Source organism: Clostridioides sp. ES-S-0123-01, from assembly GCF_020658415.1.
Taxonomy (GTDB): Bacteria; Bacillota; Clostridia; order Peptostreptococcales; family Peptostreptococcaceae; genus Clostridioides.
The window spans coordinates 1-16052 of sequence record NZ_JACVWD010000009.1 but is presented as its reverse complement, the minus strand read 5'-3'; the positions used below and the strand labels follow the sequence as shown (position 1 = coordinate 16052).

Annotated in this window: 20 protein-coding genes; 19 read left to right on the top strand and 1 reads right to left on the bottom strand. The window is 28.8% G+C overall.

Features of this window, described 5'->3' with window-relative positions; genetic code table 11:
* Window positions 1-33 precede the first annotated feature (33 nt).
* The 17 genes from IC175_RS17325 (at window position 34) to IC175_RS17245 (ending at window position 13890) form a co-directional block, all read left to right on the top strand.
* Window positions 34-2385, top strand: coding sequence for a tape measure protein (locus tag IC175_RS17325; protein WP_227851777.1), 2352 nt, complete (start codon window positions 34-36; stop codon window positions 2383-2385).
* A gap of 16 nt (window positions 2386-2401) precedes the next feature.
* Window positions 2402-3091 carry a LysM peptidoglycan-binding domain-containing protein gene (locus tag IC175_RS17320; protein WP_227851776.1) on the top strand — a complete coding sequence of 230 codons (690 nt, stop codon included), beginning with the start codon at window positions 2402-2404 and terminating at the stop codon, window positions 3089-3091.
* Window positions 3084-5057 carry an NlpC/P60 family protein gene (locus IC175_RS17315; RefSeq protein WP_227851775.1) on the top strand — a complete coding sequence of 658 codons (1974 nt, stop codon included), beginning with the start codon at window positions 3084-3086 and terminating at the stop codon, window positions 5055-5057. The genes IC175_RS17320 and IC175_RS17315 overlap by 8 nt, the downstream gene beginning before the upstream one ends.
* 13 nt (window positions 5058-5070) lie before the next feature.
* Window positions 5071-5331 (top strand): DUF2577 domain-containing protein, encoded by a 261-nt coding sequence (locus IC175_RS17310; RefSeq protein WP_227851774.1) that lies wholly within the window; start codon window positions 5071-5073, stop codon window positions 5329-5331.
* A gap of 4 nt (window positions 5332-5335) precedes the next feature.
* On the top strand, window positions 5336-5755 hold the full coding sequence (locus IC175_RS17305) for a DUF2634 domain-containing protein (RefSeq protein WP_227851773.1): 420 nt from the start codon (window positions 5336-5338) through the stop codon (window positions 5753-5755).
* A complete protein-coding gene (locus IC175_RS17300; RefSeq protein WP_227851772.1) occupies window positions 5756-6805 on the top strand; it encodes a baseplate J/gp47 family protein in 1050 nt (349 codons plus the stop codon).
* The gene (locus IC175_RS17295; RefSeq protein ID WP_227851771.1) at window positions 6798-7415 is read left to right on the top strand and encodes a YmfQ family protein; all 618 of its coding nucleotides are present in this window, start codon (window positions 6798-6800) and stop codon (window positions 7413-7415) included. The genes IC175_RS17300 and IC175_RS17295 overlap by 8 nt, the downstream gene beginning before the upstream one ends.
* A gap of 15 nt (window positions 7416-7430) precedes the next feature.
* Window positions 7431-8237 (top strand): phage tail protein, encoded by an 807-nt coding sequence (locus IC175_RS17290; RefSeq protein ID WP_227851770.1) that lies wholly within the window; start codon window positions 7431-7433, stop codon window positions 8235-8237.
* A gap of 16 nt (window positions 8238-8253) precedes the next feature.
* Window positions 8254-9666, top strand: coding sequence for a hypothetical protein (locus IC175_RS17285; protein ID WP_227851769.1), 1413 nt, complete (start codon window positions 8254-8256; stop codon window positions 9664-9666).
* 25 nt (window positions 9667-9691) lie between these two features.
* Entirely contained in the window at window positions 9692-10039 is a 348-nt protein-coding gene (locus tag IC175_RS17280; protein WP_227851768.1) for a hypothetical protein, read from the top strand.
* A gap of 11 nt (window positions 10040-10050) precedes the next feature.
* Complete coding sequence (locus IC175_RS17275; RefSeq protein ID WP_227851767.1) at window positions 10051-10221, top strand: hypothetical protein; 171 nt, start codon at window positions 10051-10053, stop codon at window positions 10219-10221.
* Window positions 10222-10255: 34 nt separating this feature from the next.
* Window positions 10256-10486 (top strand): hemolysin XhlA family protein, encoded by a 231-nt coding sequence (locus tag IC175_RS17270; RefSeq protein ID WP_227851766.1) that lies wholly within the window; start codon window positions 10256-10258, stop codon window positions 10484-10486.
* 15 nt (window positions 10487-10501) lie between these two features.
* Window positions 10502-10762, top strand: a complete 261-nt coding sequence (locus tag IC175_RS17265) for a phage holin family protein (RefSeq protein ID WP_227851765.1) — start codon at window positions 10502-10504, stop codon at window positions 10760-10762.
* Window positions 10759-11574: an N-acetylmuramoyl-L-alanine amidase gene (locus IC175_RS17260; RefSeq protein ID WP_227851764.1), complete on the top strand. Its 816-nt coding sequence runs from the start codon at window positions 10759-10761 to the stop codon at window positions 11572-11574. Before IC175_RS17265 ends, IC175_RS17260 begins: the two co-directional genes overlap by 4 nt.
* Window positions 11575-11820: 246 nt before the next feature.
* The gene (locus tag IC175_RS17255) at window positions 11821-12732 is read left to right on the top strand and encodes a ParA family protein (protein WP_227851763.1); all 912 of its coding nucleotides are present in this window, start codon (window positions 11821-11823) and stop codon (window positions 12730-12732) included.
* Window positions 12725-13168 (top strand): hypothetical protein, encoded by a 444-nt coding sequence (locus tag IC175_RS17250; RefSeq protein WP_227851762.1) that lies wholly within the window; start codon window positions 12725-12727, stop codon window positions 13166-13168. Before IC175_RS17255 ends, IC175_RS17250 begins: the two co-directional genes overlap by 8 nt.
* 2 nt (window positions 13169-13170) lie before the next feature.
* Window positions 13171-13890, top strand: coding sequence for a hypothetical protein (locus tag IC175_RS17245; RefSeq protein WP_227851761.1), 720 nt, complete (start codon window positions 13171-13173; stop codon window positions 13888-13890).
* Window positions 13891-13918: 28 nt separating this feature from the next.
* Here the strand turns inward: IC175_RS17245 and IC175_RS17240 are convergent, their stop codons facing one another.
* Complete coding sequence (locus tag IC175_RS17240; protein WP_227851760.1) at window positions 13919-14422, bottom strand: hypothetical protein; 504 nt, start codon at window positions 14420-14422, stop codon at window positions 13919-13921.
* Window positions 14423-14666: 244 nt separating this feature from the next.
* Between IC175_RS17240 and IC175_RS17235 the strand changes: the two genes are divergently transcribed.
* Together IC175_RS17235 and IC175_RS17230 are read left to right on the top strand one after the other, a co-directional pair.
* Complete coding sequence (locus tag IC175_RS17235; protein ID WP_095903999.1) at window positions 14667-15173, top strand: hypothetical protein; 507 nt, start codon at window positions 14667-14669, stop codon at window positions 15171-15173.
* Between the two features lie 18 nt (window positions 15174-15191).
* Window positions 15192-15620: an HTH domain-containing protein gene (locus tag IC175_RS17230; protein WP_227851759.1), complete on the top strand. Its 429-nt coding sequence runs from the start codon at window positions 15192-15194 to the stop codon at window positions 15618-15620.
* The last annotated feature ends 432 nt before the right edge of the window (window positions 15621-16052 follow it).

Sequence of the window (16052 nt, the reverse complement as noted above, 5' to 3'; positions counted from 1 at the left end):
TTATATGGAAATTTATGAAGGGAGAGTGATAAAATGGCTACAATACAAACATCCATTAGAATTTTCGATGGGATGACACCTGCTTTTAGGAATATGACTAATGCTATCAATACTACGATTAACAGTTTTGATAGGCTACAACAAAGGCTGCATAATCCGCTTAACACAGGTGGGATACAAACATCTCAACAAAGTTTAAACAATATTGAAAGTGTTTTAACAAGAATAGAACAAAAGATAGGAAGTGCTGATAATGAACAAAGGAAATTTAATGAAGATATAAATAAGGGGGCAAGTTCTACAGATAGATTGTTAGGAAGTGTCAAAAAGGTTGTTGGGGCTTATATGGGCTTAAAAACATTAGGAGGGTTAGCAAATTTAAGCGACCAAATGACAAATACCAACGCGCGATTAGCAATGATAAATGATGGTAAGCTATCTGATGGAGGATTAAATAAAATGATATTCCAATCAGCTGAGAGGTCTCGTGCATCTTACTTAGACACAGCGCAAATAGTCTCAAGGATAGGCATGAACGCAGGAAGTGCATTTAGCAACACTAGAGAAATAGTAGGTTTTGCAGAGCAACTCAACAAAAAGTTCATAATTGCAGGAGCTAGTACACAAGAAATGAGTTCAGCGTTGCTACAATTAACTCAAGGATTGGGTTCAGGGGTACTGAGAGGAGAAGAATTAAATGCTGTATTTGAGTCAGCACCTAACATTATCCGCTCTATTGCCGATTATCTTGATGTCGACATAGGGAAGATAAGAGGTATGGCAAGTGAAGGAATGTTGACAGCAGATATTGTAAAAAATTCTCTGCTTGCAGCATCAGCAGAAACAAATGCTCAATTTGAAAAAATGCCGTTTACAATAGGACAGATATTTACTAGTGTAAAAAATAACGCAGTCATGATTTTTGGAGCTATACAGAAGAAAATTGAAAATGTAGTTTCAAGTGGAGGGTTTCGAACCTTCATAATTAATGTAACTGATGCTATATATGTATTAGGCTCAGTTGGATATAGTATTTTTAATGGATTTATTGATTTATTAAGCAGTCCATCATTTAGTGGATTTTTTAATATGATGATTGTTGGAGTTAGCTTAATTACGCAAGGGTTGGGGTGGGTAATAACACAAGCACTTAATGTAGCTAATGTATTTACCCAAAACTGGTCAATCATTGCTCCTGTGATTTGGGGAATTGTAGGAGCTTTTATTGCTTATAAAGTGGCTATTTTAGCAGGTGTTGCAGTTACTGCTATTCAAGTTGGTTGGACAGCTCTGCAAGCATTTTGGACTAATTTATTAAATGGTTCATTATTAACTAATATAATGATGAATATAGCTGCAAAAATATCAACGGATGCACTAAGCGGTTCAATGTTACTTTTAATTACCACAATAGTTATGGTTGTATCAGCTGTAGCCTTAGTAATAGCAGCGATATTCGTGGGAGTAGCTATATTTAATCACTTCGCCAAAACTAGTATTTCTGCAACTGGAGTAATTGTGGGAGCTTTCTATTTTCTAGGAACTTGTATTTATGATGTCTTTGCAGGTGCGTGGAACATAGTAATGGCATTTGCAGAGTTCTTTGTTAATTCATTTAATATTGTTATTTATAATGTACAGTTATTATTTTATAAATTCCAAAATTTTGTGATAAATGCAATGGGAGATGTAGGTGGAAGCTTTGACAACTGCGCTACAGCTTTAGCCAACGCTTTTGTAAGTGCAGCAAACATAGCAATAAAAGGGATTAATGGAGTTATAAAAGCGCTAAACCTAATCCCAGGTGTAAATATAAAGACAATAGGAAGTCTAGACAAAATAGATTCTTTTGTAAAACAATATAAAGATTATCAAAAGACATTAAAAGAGCCTGTTAAACCACAAGACTGGAAAGCACCATATATGGACATTAAAAATCCATTTGACTCTTATAAAAAAGGGTATGAAGTAGGTCAAAATTTAGAAAATAAATTGAAAGATAGTTTTGACATTAACAAGATAGCCGAAAAAGCTAAGAAAGATTTAGGTCTAGACGATTTATGGGATAAAAAATACGGACTTGGCGACGGATTCGGTTCGGCAGGGCTTAATTCTCCGCTTGGAGATTTAGGAAAGAACGTAAAAGATACTGCAGGAAATACTGCAAAGATGGCTAAAACAATGGATAAAAGTCAAGAAGACCTTAAATATCTTAGAGATATTGCAGAACAGGAAGTAATCAATAAATTTACAGGAGTCAACATTAAAATTGATATGAATAATACAAATAACATAAGTAAAGACACAGATGTTGATGGAATAGTAAATGTTTTAACAGAAAAATTAAACGACGCTATGATTGTATCAGCTGAGGGAATAGTTTAGAGAGGAGAGTGAGAAAATGGCTTATGACTTTTATTTAGATGGAGTACAATTACCAATACCTCCTCCAAAGTTAGAGATTAAAGTTACAAACAAAAATAAGACAGTTGACTTAATAAATACTGGAGAAGTAAATATATTAAAAAAAGAAGGGCTATCTGAAATAAGTTTTGAAGCAGAATTTACACACAATAAACTACCTTTTTATCGCGGTCAATTTAAAGATGTTCAATTCTTTTTAAGTAAACTAGAACTATTAAAAACAGATTGTAAGCCATTCCAGTTTATTGTATCTCGTGAGTTAGGTAACAAGGTCTTATTTAACACTAATATAAAAGTGTCATTAGAAGAATACACAATTTTGGAAGATGCAGACAATGGCTCAGATACAAAAGTTGCAATAAAGTTAAAACAATATAGAGATTACTCAACTGAAAAGTTAGTTCCTGCTACACCTAAAAACGATACAGGTAGACCAAGCGTAAAGATAGAGCCAAAACGAGTTGATTCTGTTAATGCGCCAAACTCTAAGACGTACACAGTAAAAAGTGGCGATAGTCTTTGGTCAATCTGTCAAAAACAACTTGGTAATGGTTCTTTATATAAAAAAGTATATGAATTAAATAAAACTATGATGGATAAGGCTAACAAGGGTAAAAAAGTACCTAAGTATACCATCTACAAAGGGCAGGTGTTAAAACTTGGCTGATGATTTAGTTTTGGCGAATGATAGAGATGTAAGATTGGTTATTGCACACTGGGAAGATTTTTACGAACCTGCCGTTTTAGATAGTATTACATGGGAGATAGAAAGACGAGGTATACCAAGTAAATTAGAATTTACAATAGTTATGGATAAGATATTAGAGTTTTGCGAAGGTAACTCAGTAAGATTATATTACAAGGGTGTAGGCATATTTTATGGATATATATTTCAGAAGAAAAGAGATAAAGAAAATCATATCAAGATAGTTGCCTATGACCAATTAAGATTTTTTAAAAATAAAGATACTTATGTTCTTGAGAACAATACTGCAAGTGAACTTGTAAAGATGTTAGCTAAAGATTTTAAATTAAAATACAATGTCATAGAAGATACAAAATATAAAATATCGAGAGTTGAAGAAAATAAAACACTCTTTGATATGGTTTTAACTGCACTAGATGATACTCTAAGAGAGAAAAAAGAAATGTATGTTTTGTATGATGATTTTGGAAGGATAACATTAAAAAATGTTGCATCAATGAAATTAGATACTGTTATGAACAATGATGTAATAGAAGATTTTGACTATAACTCAAGTATAGACAGTGATACTTATACAAAAATAAAACTAGTAAGAGATAACGAGGAGACAGGAAAAAGAGATGTGTATATTGCACAAGATTCTACGCATATGAGAAGTTGGGGAATACTTCAAATGTTTGATACAGTAGACAAGAACATGAGTGAAGCAGAAATAAAACAAAAATGTGATATACTTTTAAAATTATATAATAAGAAAACTAAGTCATTAAGTTTAAAAAATGTATTAGGAGACATTAGAGTAAGAGCAGGTTGTTTAGTACCTGTTTTTTTGAATTTAGGAGATATTGAGTTACAAAATTATATGTTAGTTGAGAAAGTAAAACATACATTTGAAAATAACAGTCACTTTATGGATTTAACTCTTGTTGATGGAGACGAATTCGCTTCTTATTCTTCATCAAGTTATAGCAGTGGAAACACAAATAATAAAGATGAAAAGAAAAATGGTCCTGCACAGAGTACTACAAGCAAAGAAGACAATGATATGATAAATAAATTGAATAAAGTATTTAAAGGAAAATTATCAAATACAGGAAATATATTTGTTAAATATTCTAATGCTTACAAAGTAAATGCAGCTTTAATGGCTGCTATTTCTATACATGAAACTGGTAATGGTAGTTCCTCACTTTGTAAAAATAAAAATAATTTCTTTGGTATGAAAGGTATGTCTTTTAGTTCTGTAGATGAAGGGATAAAAAGAGGTATTAGCAATTTATCAAGAAACTATATTCATACAGGAAGAAAAACATTAGAACGTATTAGAGACAAATATGCACCTCTTTATGATAGCCCTCTTAATAAAGATTGGGTACCAGGGGTAAGCAAGTTCTATAAACAAATAACAGGAAGTACCTATAGTCCTAATAATTCAGGTACAGGAGTTGGAAGTAATGAAGAAGCAGAAAAGAATTTAAAAGATACAACTTATAAAGTTCAAAATAATAACAATGCTAATACATCTACAAATAATAATAGTAAAGTAAATAAAGTTATTCAAGAAGCAAAAAATCAACTTGGTAAATCATATGCTCGAGGTGGCAATGGTCCAAAAAGTTTTGACTGTAGTGGTCTTATGGTATGGGCATTTAAAAGAGGTGCAGGAATAAATCTACCTAGAGTTTCAGCAGACCAATCAAAAGATAGTAGAGCAAAACTATTATGCAACATAAATGATGTAAAAGCTGGGGATTTAGTATTCTTTGCATATAATCAAGGTAAAGGAAATGTACATCATGTTGGACTATGTATAGGAAATGACCAGTTCATACATTCGCCAAAGACTGGTGATGTAGTCAAAATAAGTAGTTTAAGTGGTAGACAAAATAAGAATCATGATTTTGCAAGAGCTAGAAGATTCTTTTAAGCGAGGTGATAATATGAGTCAAGATTTATTACAAATAATCAAGAAAGCTGCAATGGATGCAGTAGAAACAAGCAATCCAATTAGGGTTGTATTTGGAACAATAGAAAGTATTAGTCCTCTAAAAGTTAAGATAGAACAGAAACTATCTATTGGTGAATTTTTTTTAATACAAACAGATGCATTTAAAAGATATACAGATAAAAAAATAGGGGATAAGTTAGTATTAATTCGTATGCAAGGAGGACAACAGTATTTAATTTTAGATAGGATGTGATAAAGTGATACCAACAGACGCTATTGACTATGATATAGAAGATGTATCAATTATAAATTTTGATGTAAGGCAAGAACCAAGTAAGACTTTTAAATTAAATATAGAAAAATCTAAGATAGATGGTATTTGTGATGATGTAGAAGCATTAAAACAGACCATCTTTTTAATTTTAAATATTGAAAGGTATGAGCACCTTATTTATTCTCGAAATTATGGAGTTGAACTAAACGATTTAATTGGAGAGCCTATTTCTTATGTAATACCCGAACTTGAAAGACGAATCAAAGAGGCATTAGTACAGGATGATAGGATTGAAAATGTAGATAATTTTGAGTTTGAAAATGTAAAAGGAAAAGTACATTGTAAGTTTATAGTTCATACAAAGTATGGGAATTTAAATGCAGAGAAGATGGTGAGTGTATAATTGTTTGAATTAATGACATTTGAAAATATGATTAAAAGAATGTTAGATAGTGTACCAGATACTTTTGATAAAAGAGAAGGTTCTATAATATATAATGCCTTGGCACCAGTGGCTATAGAACTTACAGAGACGTACATTGCAATGGATGAAATGCTAGACCAAACATTTGTAGATACTGCTAGTTACTATTATTTAGAGAAAAGATGTAAAGAAAGAGGAATTACACCACTTGAAGCCACTAATACAATTGCAAAAGGAGTCTTTAATATAGATATTCCTCTTGATTCAAGATTCAATCTAGGAGAATACAATTATATTGCAACTGAAAGGATTAGCGAAGGTATATATAAGATGAAATGCGAAACCACTGGTCCTATTTTTGAACTTGGTCAGTTGATTCCAATTGAATATATAGATGGTCTTGAAACTGCTGAGTTAACAGAAATACTAATTAATGGAGAAGATGAAGAAAGTGAAGATAGTTTGAGACAAAGATACTATGATAGTTTAAACTCACAAAGTTTTGGTGGTAATATACAAAACTATAAGGATGAAGTTAATAAGATACAAGATGTCGGAGGAGTTAAGGTTTATCCTGTCTGGAATGGTGGAGGAACTGTTAAGTTAGTAATAATTAACTCTAATTTTAAAGTACCATCTAGTGATTTAGTTAATCTAGTACAAGAAGAAATTGACCCAATTGGACATCAAGGACAAGGCATTGGATTAGCACCGATAGGTCATAGAGTAACAGTTGAAGGCGTAACAAGTACAACTATAAACATATCAGCAGAGATAACATACAAGAGTGGCTATGCTTGGGAGAATATAAAGAATATAGCAGAGGAAGCAATTGATGACTACTTAAACGAGTTAAATATGAGTTGGGAAGATGAAGAGAACTTAATAGTTCGTATATCTCAAATTGAAACCAGATTGATTAGTATTGATGGAATTTTAGATATTGCAAATACAATGATAAATGATGTCGCATCAAATTTTAGTGTTGATAAAGATTCAATAGTAGTAAGAGGTGAGGTAGTTGGATAAAGAGATTAATTTAATAAATTACTTACCACAAATTCTGCAAGATAAAGAAGAATATGAGAAGATATTTAATGCAGATAACAAAGAAATTAAAACATTAAATGATAAATTAGATGATGTCTTAAATGACCAGTTTTTAGAGGACTTAACTTCAAGTGGTGTGAAAAGATGGGAAAAAATAATGTCTATAGTCCCTAAATCAAATGAGAGTCTAGAAGATAGAAGATTTAGGATTTTTAGTAAATATATAAGTAAATTACCTTACTCAGAACGATTTTTAAGAAACTGGCTAGATAGTATAGTTGGAGAAGGTAATTATGAATTAACTATAAATAATGCTACTTATAATATACACCTTGAGAGTGATGCAAGAAATCAAGACTGGTTTGAAGAAGTTCATTCATTTGTAAGTAGTGTTAAACCTTGTAACATGACTTTAGACTACACTAGGGTATTAGTAAGTAAAGATAATGGTCTGTACTTTGGAGCAACTACTATTACAGGACATGAAATTACAATTTACCCTTGGTCACCTAGTGATATTGAAACACAAGGAGAAATAAGTATACTAAGTGGTAATGGATTTGGATACCAAGAAATAACGATTTATTAGATAGGAGGTGGTAGTTTGGCTATAGATAAAAGTTATTACACGATATTAACAAATATAGGTAAGGCTAAGATAGCAAATGCAAGTATAGTAGGAGGAAAAGTTGATTTTGTCAAGATTCAACTTGGAGATGGCGGAGGAAATGAGTATAATCCTACAGAGGAACAAACAGTATTAAAAAATGTAGTTTGGGAAGGTAAAGTAGGGAATGTCAAGACTGATGAAAGTATGACAAATTGCTTGATTTTAGAAAGTCTAATACCTGCTAGTGCTGGTGGATTTGTAGTTAGAGAGATAGGTTATTTAGATACAGAAGGTAATTTACTTGCTATATCAAAATATAGGTCAGCATACAAACCTAGATTGGAAGATGGAGCAGTAATTGACATGAAAGTAAAAACTATCTTTGTTGTATCTAATGTAAATAATATAGAACTTAAAATTGACCCTACAATAATTTTTGCTACATTAAAAGATTTACAAGATTTAGAGGCTAAAATAGATACCGTTGATACAAAAATAGATACAACTAAAACGGAGTTAACAAGCAATATAGAAACTACTAAGACAGAGTTAAACAATAAAATAGGAGATACAACACTCCTTGAAACAACAGACAAAACAAATATAGTTAGTGCATTAAATGAGGTAAAAACTAGTGTAGATAGTATAGAAACAATAGCAGATAAAACAACTATAAAAGATACAGATAATTTATTTGAAAGTGATAATGTAGAAGGAGCATTAAAAGAAGTGATGCAAGAAGTAAAAGGTAATAGAAGTAGTATTATATCAATGATAAATAATAATTTAATACCAATGTAGAAAGGAAGGTGATTAAATGCCTCCAGCACCAACGTATATATGTAATAGAACTGTTAAAAAAAGAAGAGGTTATTATTCAGAACGAGATGTTTTTCTTTCCCCTTGCCCTTATGTTTCTGACGAAGGCAGTATGTATGAAACAACTTATTATGGTGAGTTTGATTTAAGTAATTCTAAAATTATAACAGTTCCTACAAGCACTAAACGAGAAAAAACTGCAACTCGTGTTTATTTTATATCTGGTGGAAGTATGATAACTAGTAGTAGTGGTATGAAACAAGTTATTACTCTTGAACTTATACCAGACCCTAATATTATTATAAACGAAGATTTAGGAGTTATTAGTGATTCTTGTAATATAAGTTATAGAATTCCAGATAGTAACACAAGTGTAAAATTTGATGTAACTGAAAAATTAAATGATGTTGTCATATCTAAAAAAAACTATGCTCTTGATGGTAACTATACTTTAAGTCTTACAGATGAACATTTATCAACCTTAAGTTTTAATTCTAAAAATAACATAACTATAGAACTTAGTACTTATCAAGGAGGTAAATTTTTAGAGAAAACTATTACATTCACAAAAGGCAACACTAAACCAAAATTAAATATATCCTCTTACAATTCCACTACTGTAACATTTATAGCAATAGACACAGATAATAATTTAAGTAAAATAGAGTGGTTCATTGATAATGTGTTAAAAGAAACAATAACAACAGATTTATATCTAGAAAAAACAATTAACTATGAACTTACAGACAATGCAATACACACACTTAAAATAGTAGCTACAGACGCAGAAAGTGCAACTGTTGAGAAGGTTTTGAGTATAAGTAAAGAAATAATGCCACTACAAACAGATGCAACTCTGCAAGATATATCTTCTAAATTAGTAGAAATTGGAGAAGGATTTAAGAATGGAAAAACAAGTATTATAAATACTTTAGCACTTAAAAATATAGATGCAAATTTAAATAATACACTTGTTGAGTTATCAGAGAAGATTAAAACGAGTTTTGATAGTTCAGATGCTAGTGTGCAGGAATTGCAAAATCAAATTACTAATTTGAATAATCAACTTAGTCAAAGAAAAAAATGGGCAAAAGGCAATTCTCCAGTTGTTACAATACCTGAACATGTAACTACAAATCCTGTAACTGGTCAAAAAGGTAAAACTAATAAGGGTATAAAACTAAATTTAGATTTTGTGCCTTCTGTAATTATTGCTTATAGTTATGATGTATCTATATATAATAATAATATTTATGATAATAACTATTCGGGGTTTAGACCTACGCCAAATAAAATTTATTTAAATAAGTCAGAACTCACTATAGATTTTACTATAACTAATTGCAAGGATATTTCTTTTCCTGTATCTTATTCAGAAGGTTATTTTGCTGATTGGATAGCGTATGAATAAAACAAAATGAAAGGTGGTAATTAAAATGAATAGAGCAAATAGAATAATTTACGACCAAAACGGAAAAATTTGGTCACAAACAGGTGAAGCAACAGGAGATATATTAGAGCATGATACAATAATAGAGTTATATTATGTTGATGTTGAATATGGAAGTATAGACTATAATAAACAACATATAGAATCTATAAATCCAATCACAAAAGAACTTGTTTTAAAAGATATACCAGTCATTTTAACAGATGAACAAAAGAGATTAAAAGCATTAGAAGAAGAATTAAGTATGTTAAAAGAAGAAAATAAAAATAGAGATAGTGAGATAGTAAACACAGCCTTTGAAGTAGAAAATATAAAATTAAATAACAATTTATAGGAGGAATTAACATGTATAACTTATTAAAATTAATGATAGAACAAAAGAACTATAGTACAAAAGAGGATTTACAACATAAGATGGATGTATTCTATGCAGTAAACAGGATTACAGAGGAACAATATTTAGCGTTAACAGGTTTATTAAATAAAGAAGAAACACCAGTAGAACCAACGATATAGGTTCTTTTTTATTTCAATTAATTAGGAGGTTTTCATGAATGAAGAACTTTTCAACGCAGATTTAAAAAGACATGAAACAAGAATAAATAAACAGGGTGAAGAAATAGATGAATTAAAGATAGCGAATATTGAATCAAAAGCAGAGTTAAAGGCATTGTGCGAGAATTTAAACTCACTTACAAGTATGCTTAAGTGGCTAATTGGAACAATGATTACAACACTTGTAGGCTTCTTTATATTTGCAATACAGAGAGGAATATTTTGATTAGGAGGATAAAAGATGGATAATTTAATAAGTTTTATACCAGAGCAGTTGCTAATTTTAGTAGCTGCTCTTTATGTTATAGGAGCAGGTTGTAAGAAGTATAAACAGTTAGATAACAAGTATATTCCAGTAGTGTTATTGATACTTGGGATAGGTTTCTCAGTATGGATGTTAGGGTTAAATGCTGATGCAGTCTTACAAGGTGTAATTTGCTGGGGTATATCAATAAGTATAAATCAAACTTACAAACAGTTAAAGGAGGAAAATAAACAATGAAAATAGCAATAATACCAGGGCATACGCTAACAGGTAAAGGAACAGGAGCAGTTGGATATATAGATGAAGGAAAAGAAAACAGAATACTAACTGATTTAATTGTTAAATGGTTAAAACAAGGTGGAGCAACTGTATATACTGGCAAGATAGATAAATCGAATAATTATCTATCTGAACAATGTCAAATAGCCAACAGACAAGATGTAGATTTGGCAGTACAAATTCATTTTAATGCAAATAATACAACCCTAAATCCTATGGGTACAGAAACTATATATAAAACTAATAATGGCAAAATGTATGCAAATAGAGTCAATGATAAACTATCAATGGTATTTAAAAATAGAGGTGCTAAATCGGATGTGAGAGGTCTTTACTGGCTTAGTCATACAAAAGCACCAGCAATATTAATTGAAGTATGTTTTGTAGATAGTAAAGCAGATACAGATTATTATATTAGACATAAAGATATAGTTGCAAAGTTAATAGCTGAAGGTATATTAAATAAAAAAATAAATAATACAGAGGAGAAAAAGATGGTCAAACATACAATAGTGTACAACGGTGATGATAAAGTATCAGCAGACATCTTAGGATTATATTACAAGAGATTAAAAGAAAGTTATTTAGTAGTAGATATAAAAGATTATAAGCCACATCAAACACAAAATCTGTATGTAATTGGTGGAATATCTTGCAGTAAGATGAAAGCGTTGAGTAAGACTACAGGAGAAAAATTTACTCAAATATATGGTAATGATGTATGGTCAACAATGGATAAAATTATAGTACTTGTAAAAGGAAAATTATAAAAACTTATGATTTACAAGTAAGAATTTTGTATATAGTTTTCATACAATTTATATACAATTTATATGTTATTTCAGAGTAAAAAAAGTATATACTAGAGGTAATATAAAATTGTTTTAAAATGATATATTTAGTATAATAAAATGATTTTCTGTCATATAAAAAGAGGTATATTATTGTTTTTGTAGAAATTAAATATTAAATAATATTTAATTTCTACAAAAATATATTTTAAAGGTGGGGGAAAAATGAAAGCAAAAGTTATATCATTTATAAATATGAAAGGTGGAGTTGGTAAAACAACATTAACTATTAATATTGGAAAAAAATTATCTGATTTAGGTCATAAAGTTCTTATTGTAGATATGGATCCACAATTTAATACAACACAAAGTTTACTATTATATAAAACTCAGTTCAGTTCTGAGAACCTAGGAAATAATGACGAAGATTGTATTTATGAACAAGAAATGAAATCTTCTGAATATTATAAATCACTTTCAGATAATAAAGAAACTGTTTTGCAGATGTTTGAATCTTCAAGTATTGTAAAAGAACCAAAGAGTATTGTTAAATCTATTGTAGGAGGTTTATATTTAATACCAGGAGATTTAAGGTTGCTAAGGGAGGTTTCTGGAGATAATGTGAATAAAGGTAGTGCAGTTTCTCAATATTTTGAAGAACATAATATACTTGACGAATTTGAATATATTTTTATAGATTGTTCTCCAACTTGGTCAATATTGACACATTCAAGTTTAGTTGCATCAGATTATTATGTAATACCAAGCAAAATTGATTTATATTCTTCTATAGGTATATCATTATTAGAGGACCAAATAAATGAAAGAATTATGAAAGATTTCATGTATAAAAAGTCTTCTTTAAAAAAAATTGAAAGGTTAGGAATAATCTTCACATTGGCCAATAGAAACATTAAAAACGAAGAAAGGATAAGAACAGATTTAAAAGAAAAATTTCAGAATTTTAAATTTTTTGAGAATGACTTTCCTTATATACCTTCTGCATCAACACGATTTAGAATGATAGATGAAGTTAAAAATAATGCTAAATATTCAGAGTTAGTAAATTCTATAGAAAAAATTACAAGGGAGTTAGAAGAAACATTAAAAATAATGGAGGAAAAGTGTAATGCCTGATAACAATAGAACTCTAGAAGATATAAAAAATGACATCAAAATTATAAAAGGAAATAAATTAAGTATATCTCAAAGTAAGTTATTATTCATTGGTATTATGTTTGAAATTATTCTTAACAAAGATTTATTTCCTAAGAATTCCATTTTAAAAGATTTTGTGAATTGTAAACTTTTAAGCTATATTAAAATCAATGAACCTTTTAAAGAATATTTATTTAGTACAAGAACTCTCCTAATTGCACGAATTCAAAAGGAAGTTTATATTAATTTGAACTATCAAGATATATTGAAATTAGTAGATTTCTTACAAGAGTTTATAGTTAAATTTGATAGTAAAGAGGAAAGTATTAAGGTAGATAAAAAAATTTCGAAAAATAGTTCTGCAATTAATGAATGGGTTGATTTTATTAATAATAGAGAGAAAGAAGAGGTATAAAAATGGATTATTATATTAAAGATATGAATAATCAATTTAATAATATTCTTAAAATAATGACAAATACGGGAATAAGCGATGTTTATGAGTCAGAGTTAAGAAATATTTTTTCTTCAATATATTCTATAAATTATTTAAAAAATAAAATAGAACTGAGACATTTTTTTGAAACTCAATACTTTGATATAACATTTTCGTGTTTGTTAGAATCTTTTTCGCTGCTTTTGAATAATTATCAAAGAGGAGCGTTATTAGTTCTAAGAAGTTCTTTGGAGAATTTTATAAAACATATTATTCAAGAGTATAATCAATTGTTGTCTGAAGAGTATAAAATAAATGATAGATCATATACTGCTAATAAAGTAGAGTTAGAAAAAATAATAAAAAATAATTCTAAATGGTCACTAAAAAATGAAAGCAGGAGTTTGAATAGTAGGATGGAGAATAGCTATAAAAAATTATCTGCTCTTTCTCATTCATTGACTTCAGAAAGTAAAAATAATATTCTAAATTACTTTTCTGATATAAATGTTGTAAATGATGATAATATTAGATTTGCTATAAATAATACTATAGAAGTTTTACAAAGTATTTTCTCTTTTTCTATTATAATTTGTGAGTCTAGTTTTAAATATTGGGATTCTTATGAACTAAATAAAATACTAAAATTAGTATTTGGAGATAGAAAGTCACAAACATACATAAGAAATATAAAAGAATAGACTAGAAGGTAGCAACTAGAGTTAGTTGTTACCTTCTTTTTTTGTACTTTCTTTCTCTAAGTATTTTCTTTTTCATATCTTCTAATACATCTAATGCAGTAGTATAAAATTGTATATCATCTCGATAAGGTTTGGCTATACTTAAAGAAGTAGACTGTACATAGGCTAAAAAAATAAGAATACATATTAATTGAATAAGTAAATCTAAATTAGGGCATTTAATTTTTAAGATATTAAATACTAAGTTAGATAAATATGATTCTACAATATTAGATGAAAGATTATATAATAACGAAAAAACTATTGCAATTAGAGCTATATACAATGCATTACCAGGATTATTATTTTTTTCTAATTGTCCTCGAATTCTAGTCTGCTCGATTTCTATCTTTCGAATGCTATCTACAGTTTCAGTTTCATTATAATGATTATATATTTTTATATAATATTCATGGTATTTTTTTATATTTTTCTTATTTCCTTTAAAACGTTTTTTTAATTTTCTATTTTGATTCCAACTTATCAAGTTCATAAAATCCTCCATAAATTCATATACAATATACTTTAATTTATAGCATATTTAAGAATTTATATCAGCAGTTTGTCGAACAATTTTAGATGAAAAAATATTTAGACTTAATGCAAGTATTTTAAAAGCTTGTACATAAAACTTATTCTATCTGCATAGAATAATGTATTGACTTATAAACTCTATTATAATAGAATAAAGGAGAAATCGATTTCAAAATAATTAATTTAAATTATAGGAGGTTTTTATGTCAAAAATATTTAAAAAATTAACAGGAATATTATCAGCAGTTTTATTAGTTGCATCTATGTCTATAACTTCTTTTGCATATGATTCAGAGACACAAGAAAAAGAATATGTAGTTAATGTAGCAGGAAAGGAAATAAAACTAAAAGAAGGCGAAGAAATAGTTATTCCTTTAGTTGACCCTAATATTGATCCAAATAAAATATCTACTCGCGAGATATTTGAAGGAAATACAGGGAAATTAAGTTTAACAGCTGGTTCTAAAACTGTCAATTATAAAATAACAATGTTTATACCAGCTGCTAGATTTTCTGGAGCTGTAAATGTAACTAATGTTTCTCATGGTGGTTCTTCTTCAAGTAATAGAGTAACTGGATTTAGTGGTTCCGTACCATATAGAGCACTTTCTGGATGTAGATATAGTGCAATAGTAACTGGCGCTGCTTATGATTTAGGTGGTAAAGTAGTTGCAAGAGTAGTTCCTAATTTAATTACATGGGTTCGTTAATTTAAAGAGGAGAATTTGATGGAAACAAAAAAAATAGATAAGGATTACATAGAGTCTCTTCTTAAGAAATTAATAGATGAATATTATATAAATGAAAATATTCTATCCAATTTACTTGAGATAGAAACAGAAAAATTGAAAAGTTATAAAAAGTATGAAAAAGAATTTACAGTAGATTTAGATATATGGTCTAAATGGATAAATTTTGTTTTGCAACTTGAATATATTATAGATGTTGATTCTGACTCTAGACTCAGAGGTATCTTAAGTCTTTTAATTAATGTATATGAAATTAATATCGATTTTATAGCTAGGGCTGCACATATTGAAGAAAAATATCTAATAGACTTTATAAATGGAGAGGATTATCTATCAACAGAAATAAAGTATAAGATATGTGCTACTGTCATGAGTTTGAGTTTATTGTTTAAAAATACAGAAAAGTAAATGGATAGTTAAAAAATTATAGTATAACATGTAACAATAAAGCGAACGAAAATTATCATACTAAAACATAAGACATGTTATGATTGTATTAGATATATACATTAACATACACCAAAGCACTCTTTTTATGGGAGTGCTTATTTTTTTGAAATACATTAATGTATAAACTATCAAGAACCTTGCTCAACACACCTTAAAATCGATTTAAATAAGTCTTTTTAACAGTATAAATTATATGATATAATAAAAAATAGAAGTGTATTCGCAGTACACTTCTATATCTATAACTAAGCATTCTCATGAGCGGGAGTGCTTTTTTCATTTTTCCAAACAATATTATTTACTTCATCAATAATTATCAAATCAATCTCATTTTCTTCTAATATTTCTGTTGCAGTAAAAATTAGATTATCTAAGTCAAAACTTCGAGTT

What these genes read in the sequence shown, in the direction of transcription:
- IC175_RS17325 (WP_227851777.1), top strand. Translation starts at nt 34, where the DNA reads ATGGCTACAATACAAACATCCATTAGAATTTTCGATGGGATGACACCT.
- IC175_RS17320 (WP_227851776.1), top strand. Translation starts at nt 2,402, where the DNA reads ATGGCTTATGACTTTTATTTAGATGGAGTACAATTACCAATACCTCCT.
- IC175_RS17310 (WP_227851774.1), top strand. Translation starts at nt 5,071, where the DNA reads ATGAGTCAAGATTTATTACAAATAATCAAGAAAGCTGCAATGGATGCA.
- IC175_RS17285 (WP_227851769.1), top strand. Translation starts at nt 8,254, where the DNA reads ATGCCTCCAGCACCAACGTATATATGTAATAGAACTGTTAAAAAAAGA.
- IC175_RS17280 (WP_227851768.1), top strand. Translation starts at nt 9,692, where the DNA reads ATGAATAGAGCAAATAGAATAATTTACGACCAAAACGGAAAAATTTGG.
- IC175_RS17275 (WP_227851767.1), top strand. Translation starts at nt 10,051, where the DNA reads ATGTATAACTTATTAAAATTAATGATAGAACAAAAGAACTATAGTACA.
- IC175_RS17270 (WP_227851766.1), top strand. Translation starts at nt 10,256, where the DNA reads ATGAATGAAGAACTTTTCAACGCAGATTTAAAAAGACATGAAACAAGA.
- IC175_RS17265 (WP_227851765.1), top strand. Translation starts at nt 10,502, where the DNA reads ATGGATAATTTAATAAGTTTTATACCAGAGCAGTTGCTAATTTTAGTA.
- IC175_RS17260 (WP_227851764.1), top strand. Translation starts at nt 10,759, where the DNA reads ATGAAAATAGCAATAATACCAGGGCATACGCTAACAGGTAAAGGAACA.
- IC175_RS17255 (WP_227851763.1), top strand. Translation starts at nt 11,821, where the DNA reads ATGAAAGCAAAAGTTATATCATTTATAAATATGAAAGGTGGAGTTGGT.
- IC175_RS17250 (WP_227851762.1), top strand. Translation starts at nt 12,725, where the DNA reads ATGCCTGATAACAATAGAACTCTAGAAGATATAAAAAATGACATCAAA.
- IC175_RS17245 (WP_227851761.1), top strand. Translation starts at nt 13,171, where the DNA reads ATGGATTATTATATTAAAGATATGAATAATCAATTTAATAATATTCTT.
- IC175_RS17240 (WP_227851760.1), bottom strand. Translation starts at nt 14,422, where the DNA reads ATGAACTTGATAAGTTGGAATCAAAATAGAAAATTAAAAAAACGTTTT.
- IC175_RS17235 (WP_095903999.1), top strand. Translation starts at nt 14,667, where the DNA reads ATGTCAAAAATATTTAAAAAATTAACAGGAATATTATCAGCAGTTTTA.
- IC175_RS17230 (WP_227851759.1), top strand. Translation starts at nt 15,192, where the DNA reads ATGGAAACAAAAAAAATAGATAAGGATTACATAGAGTCTCTTCTTAAG.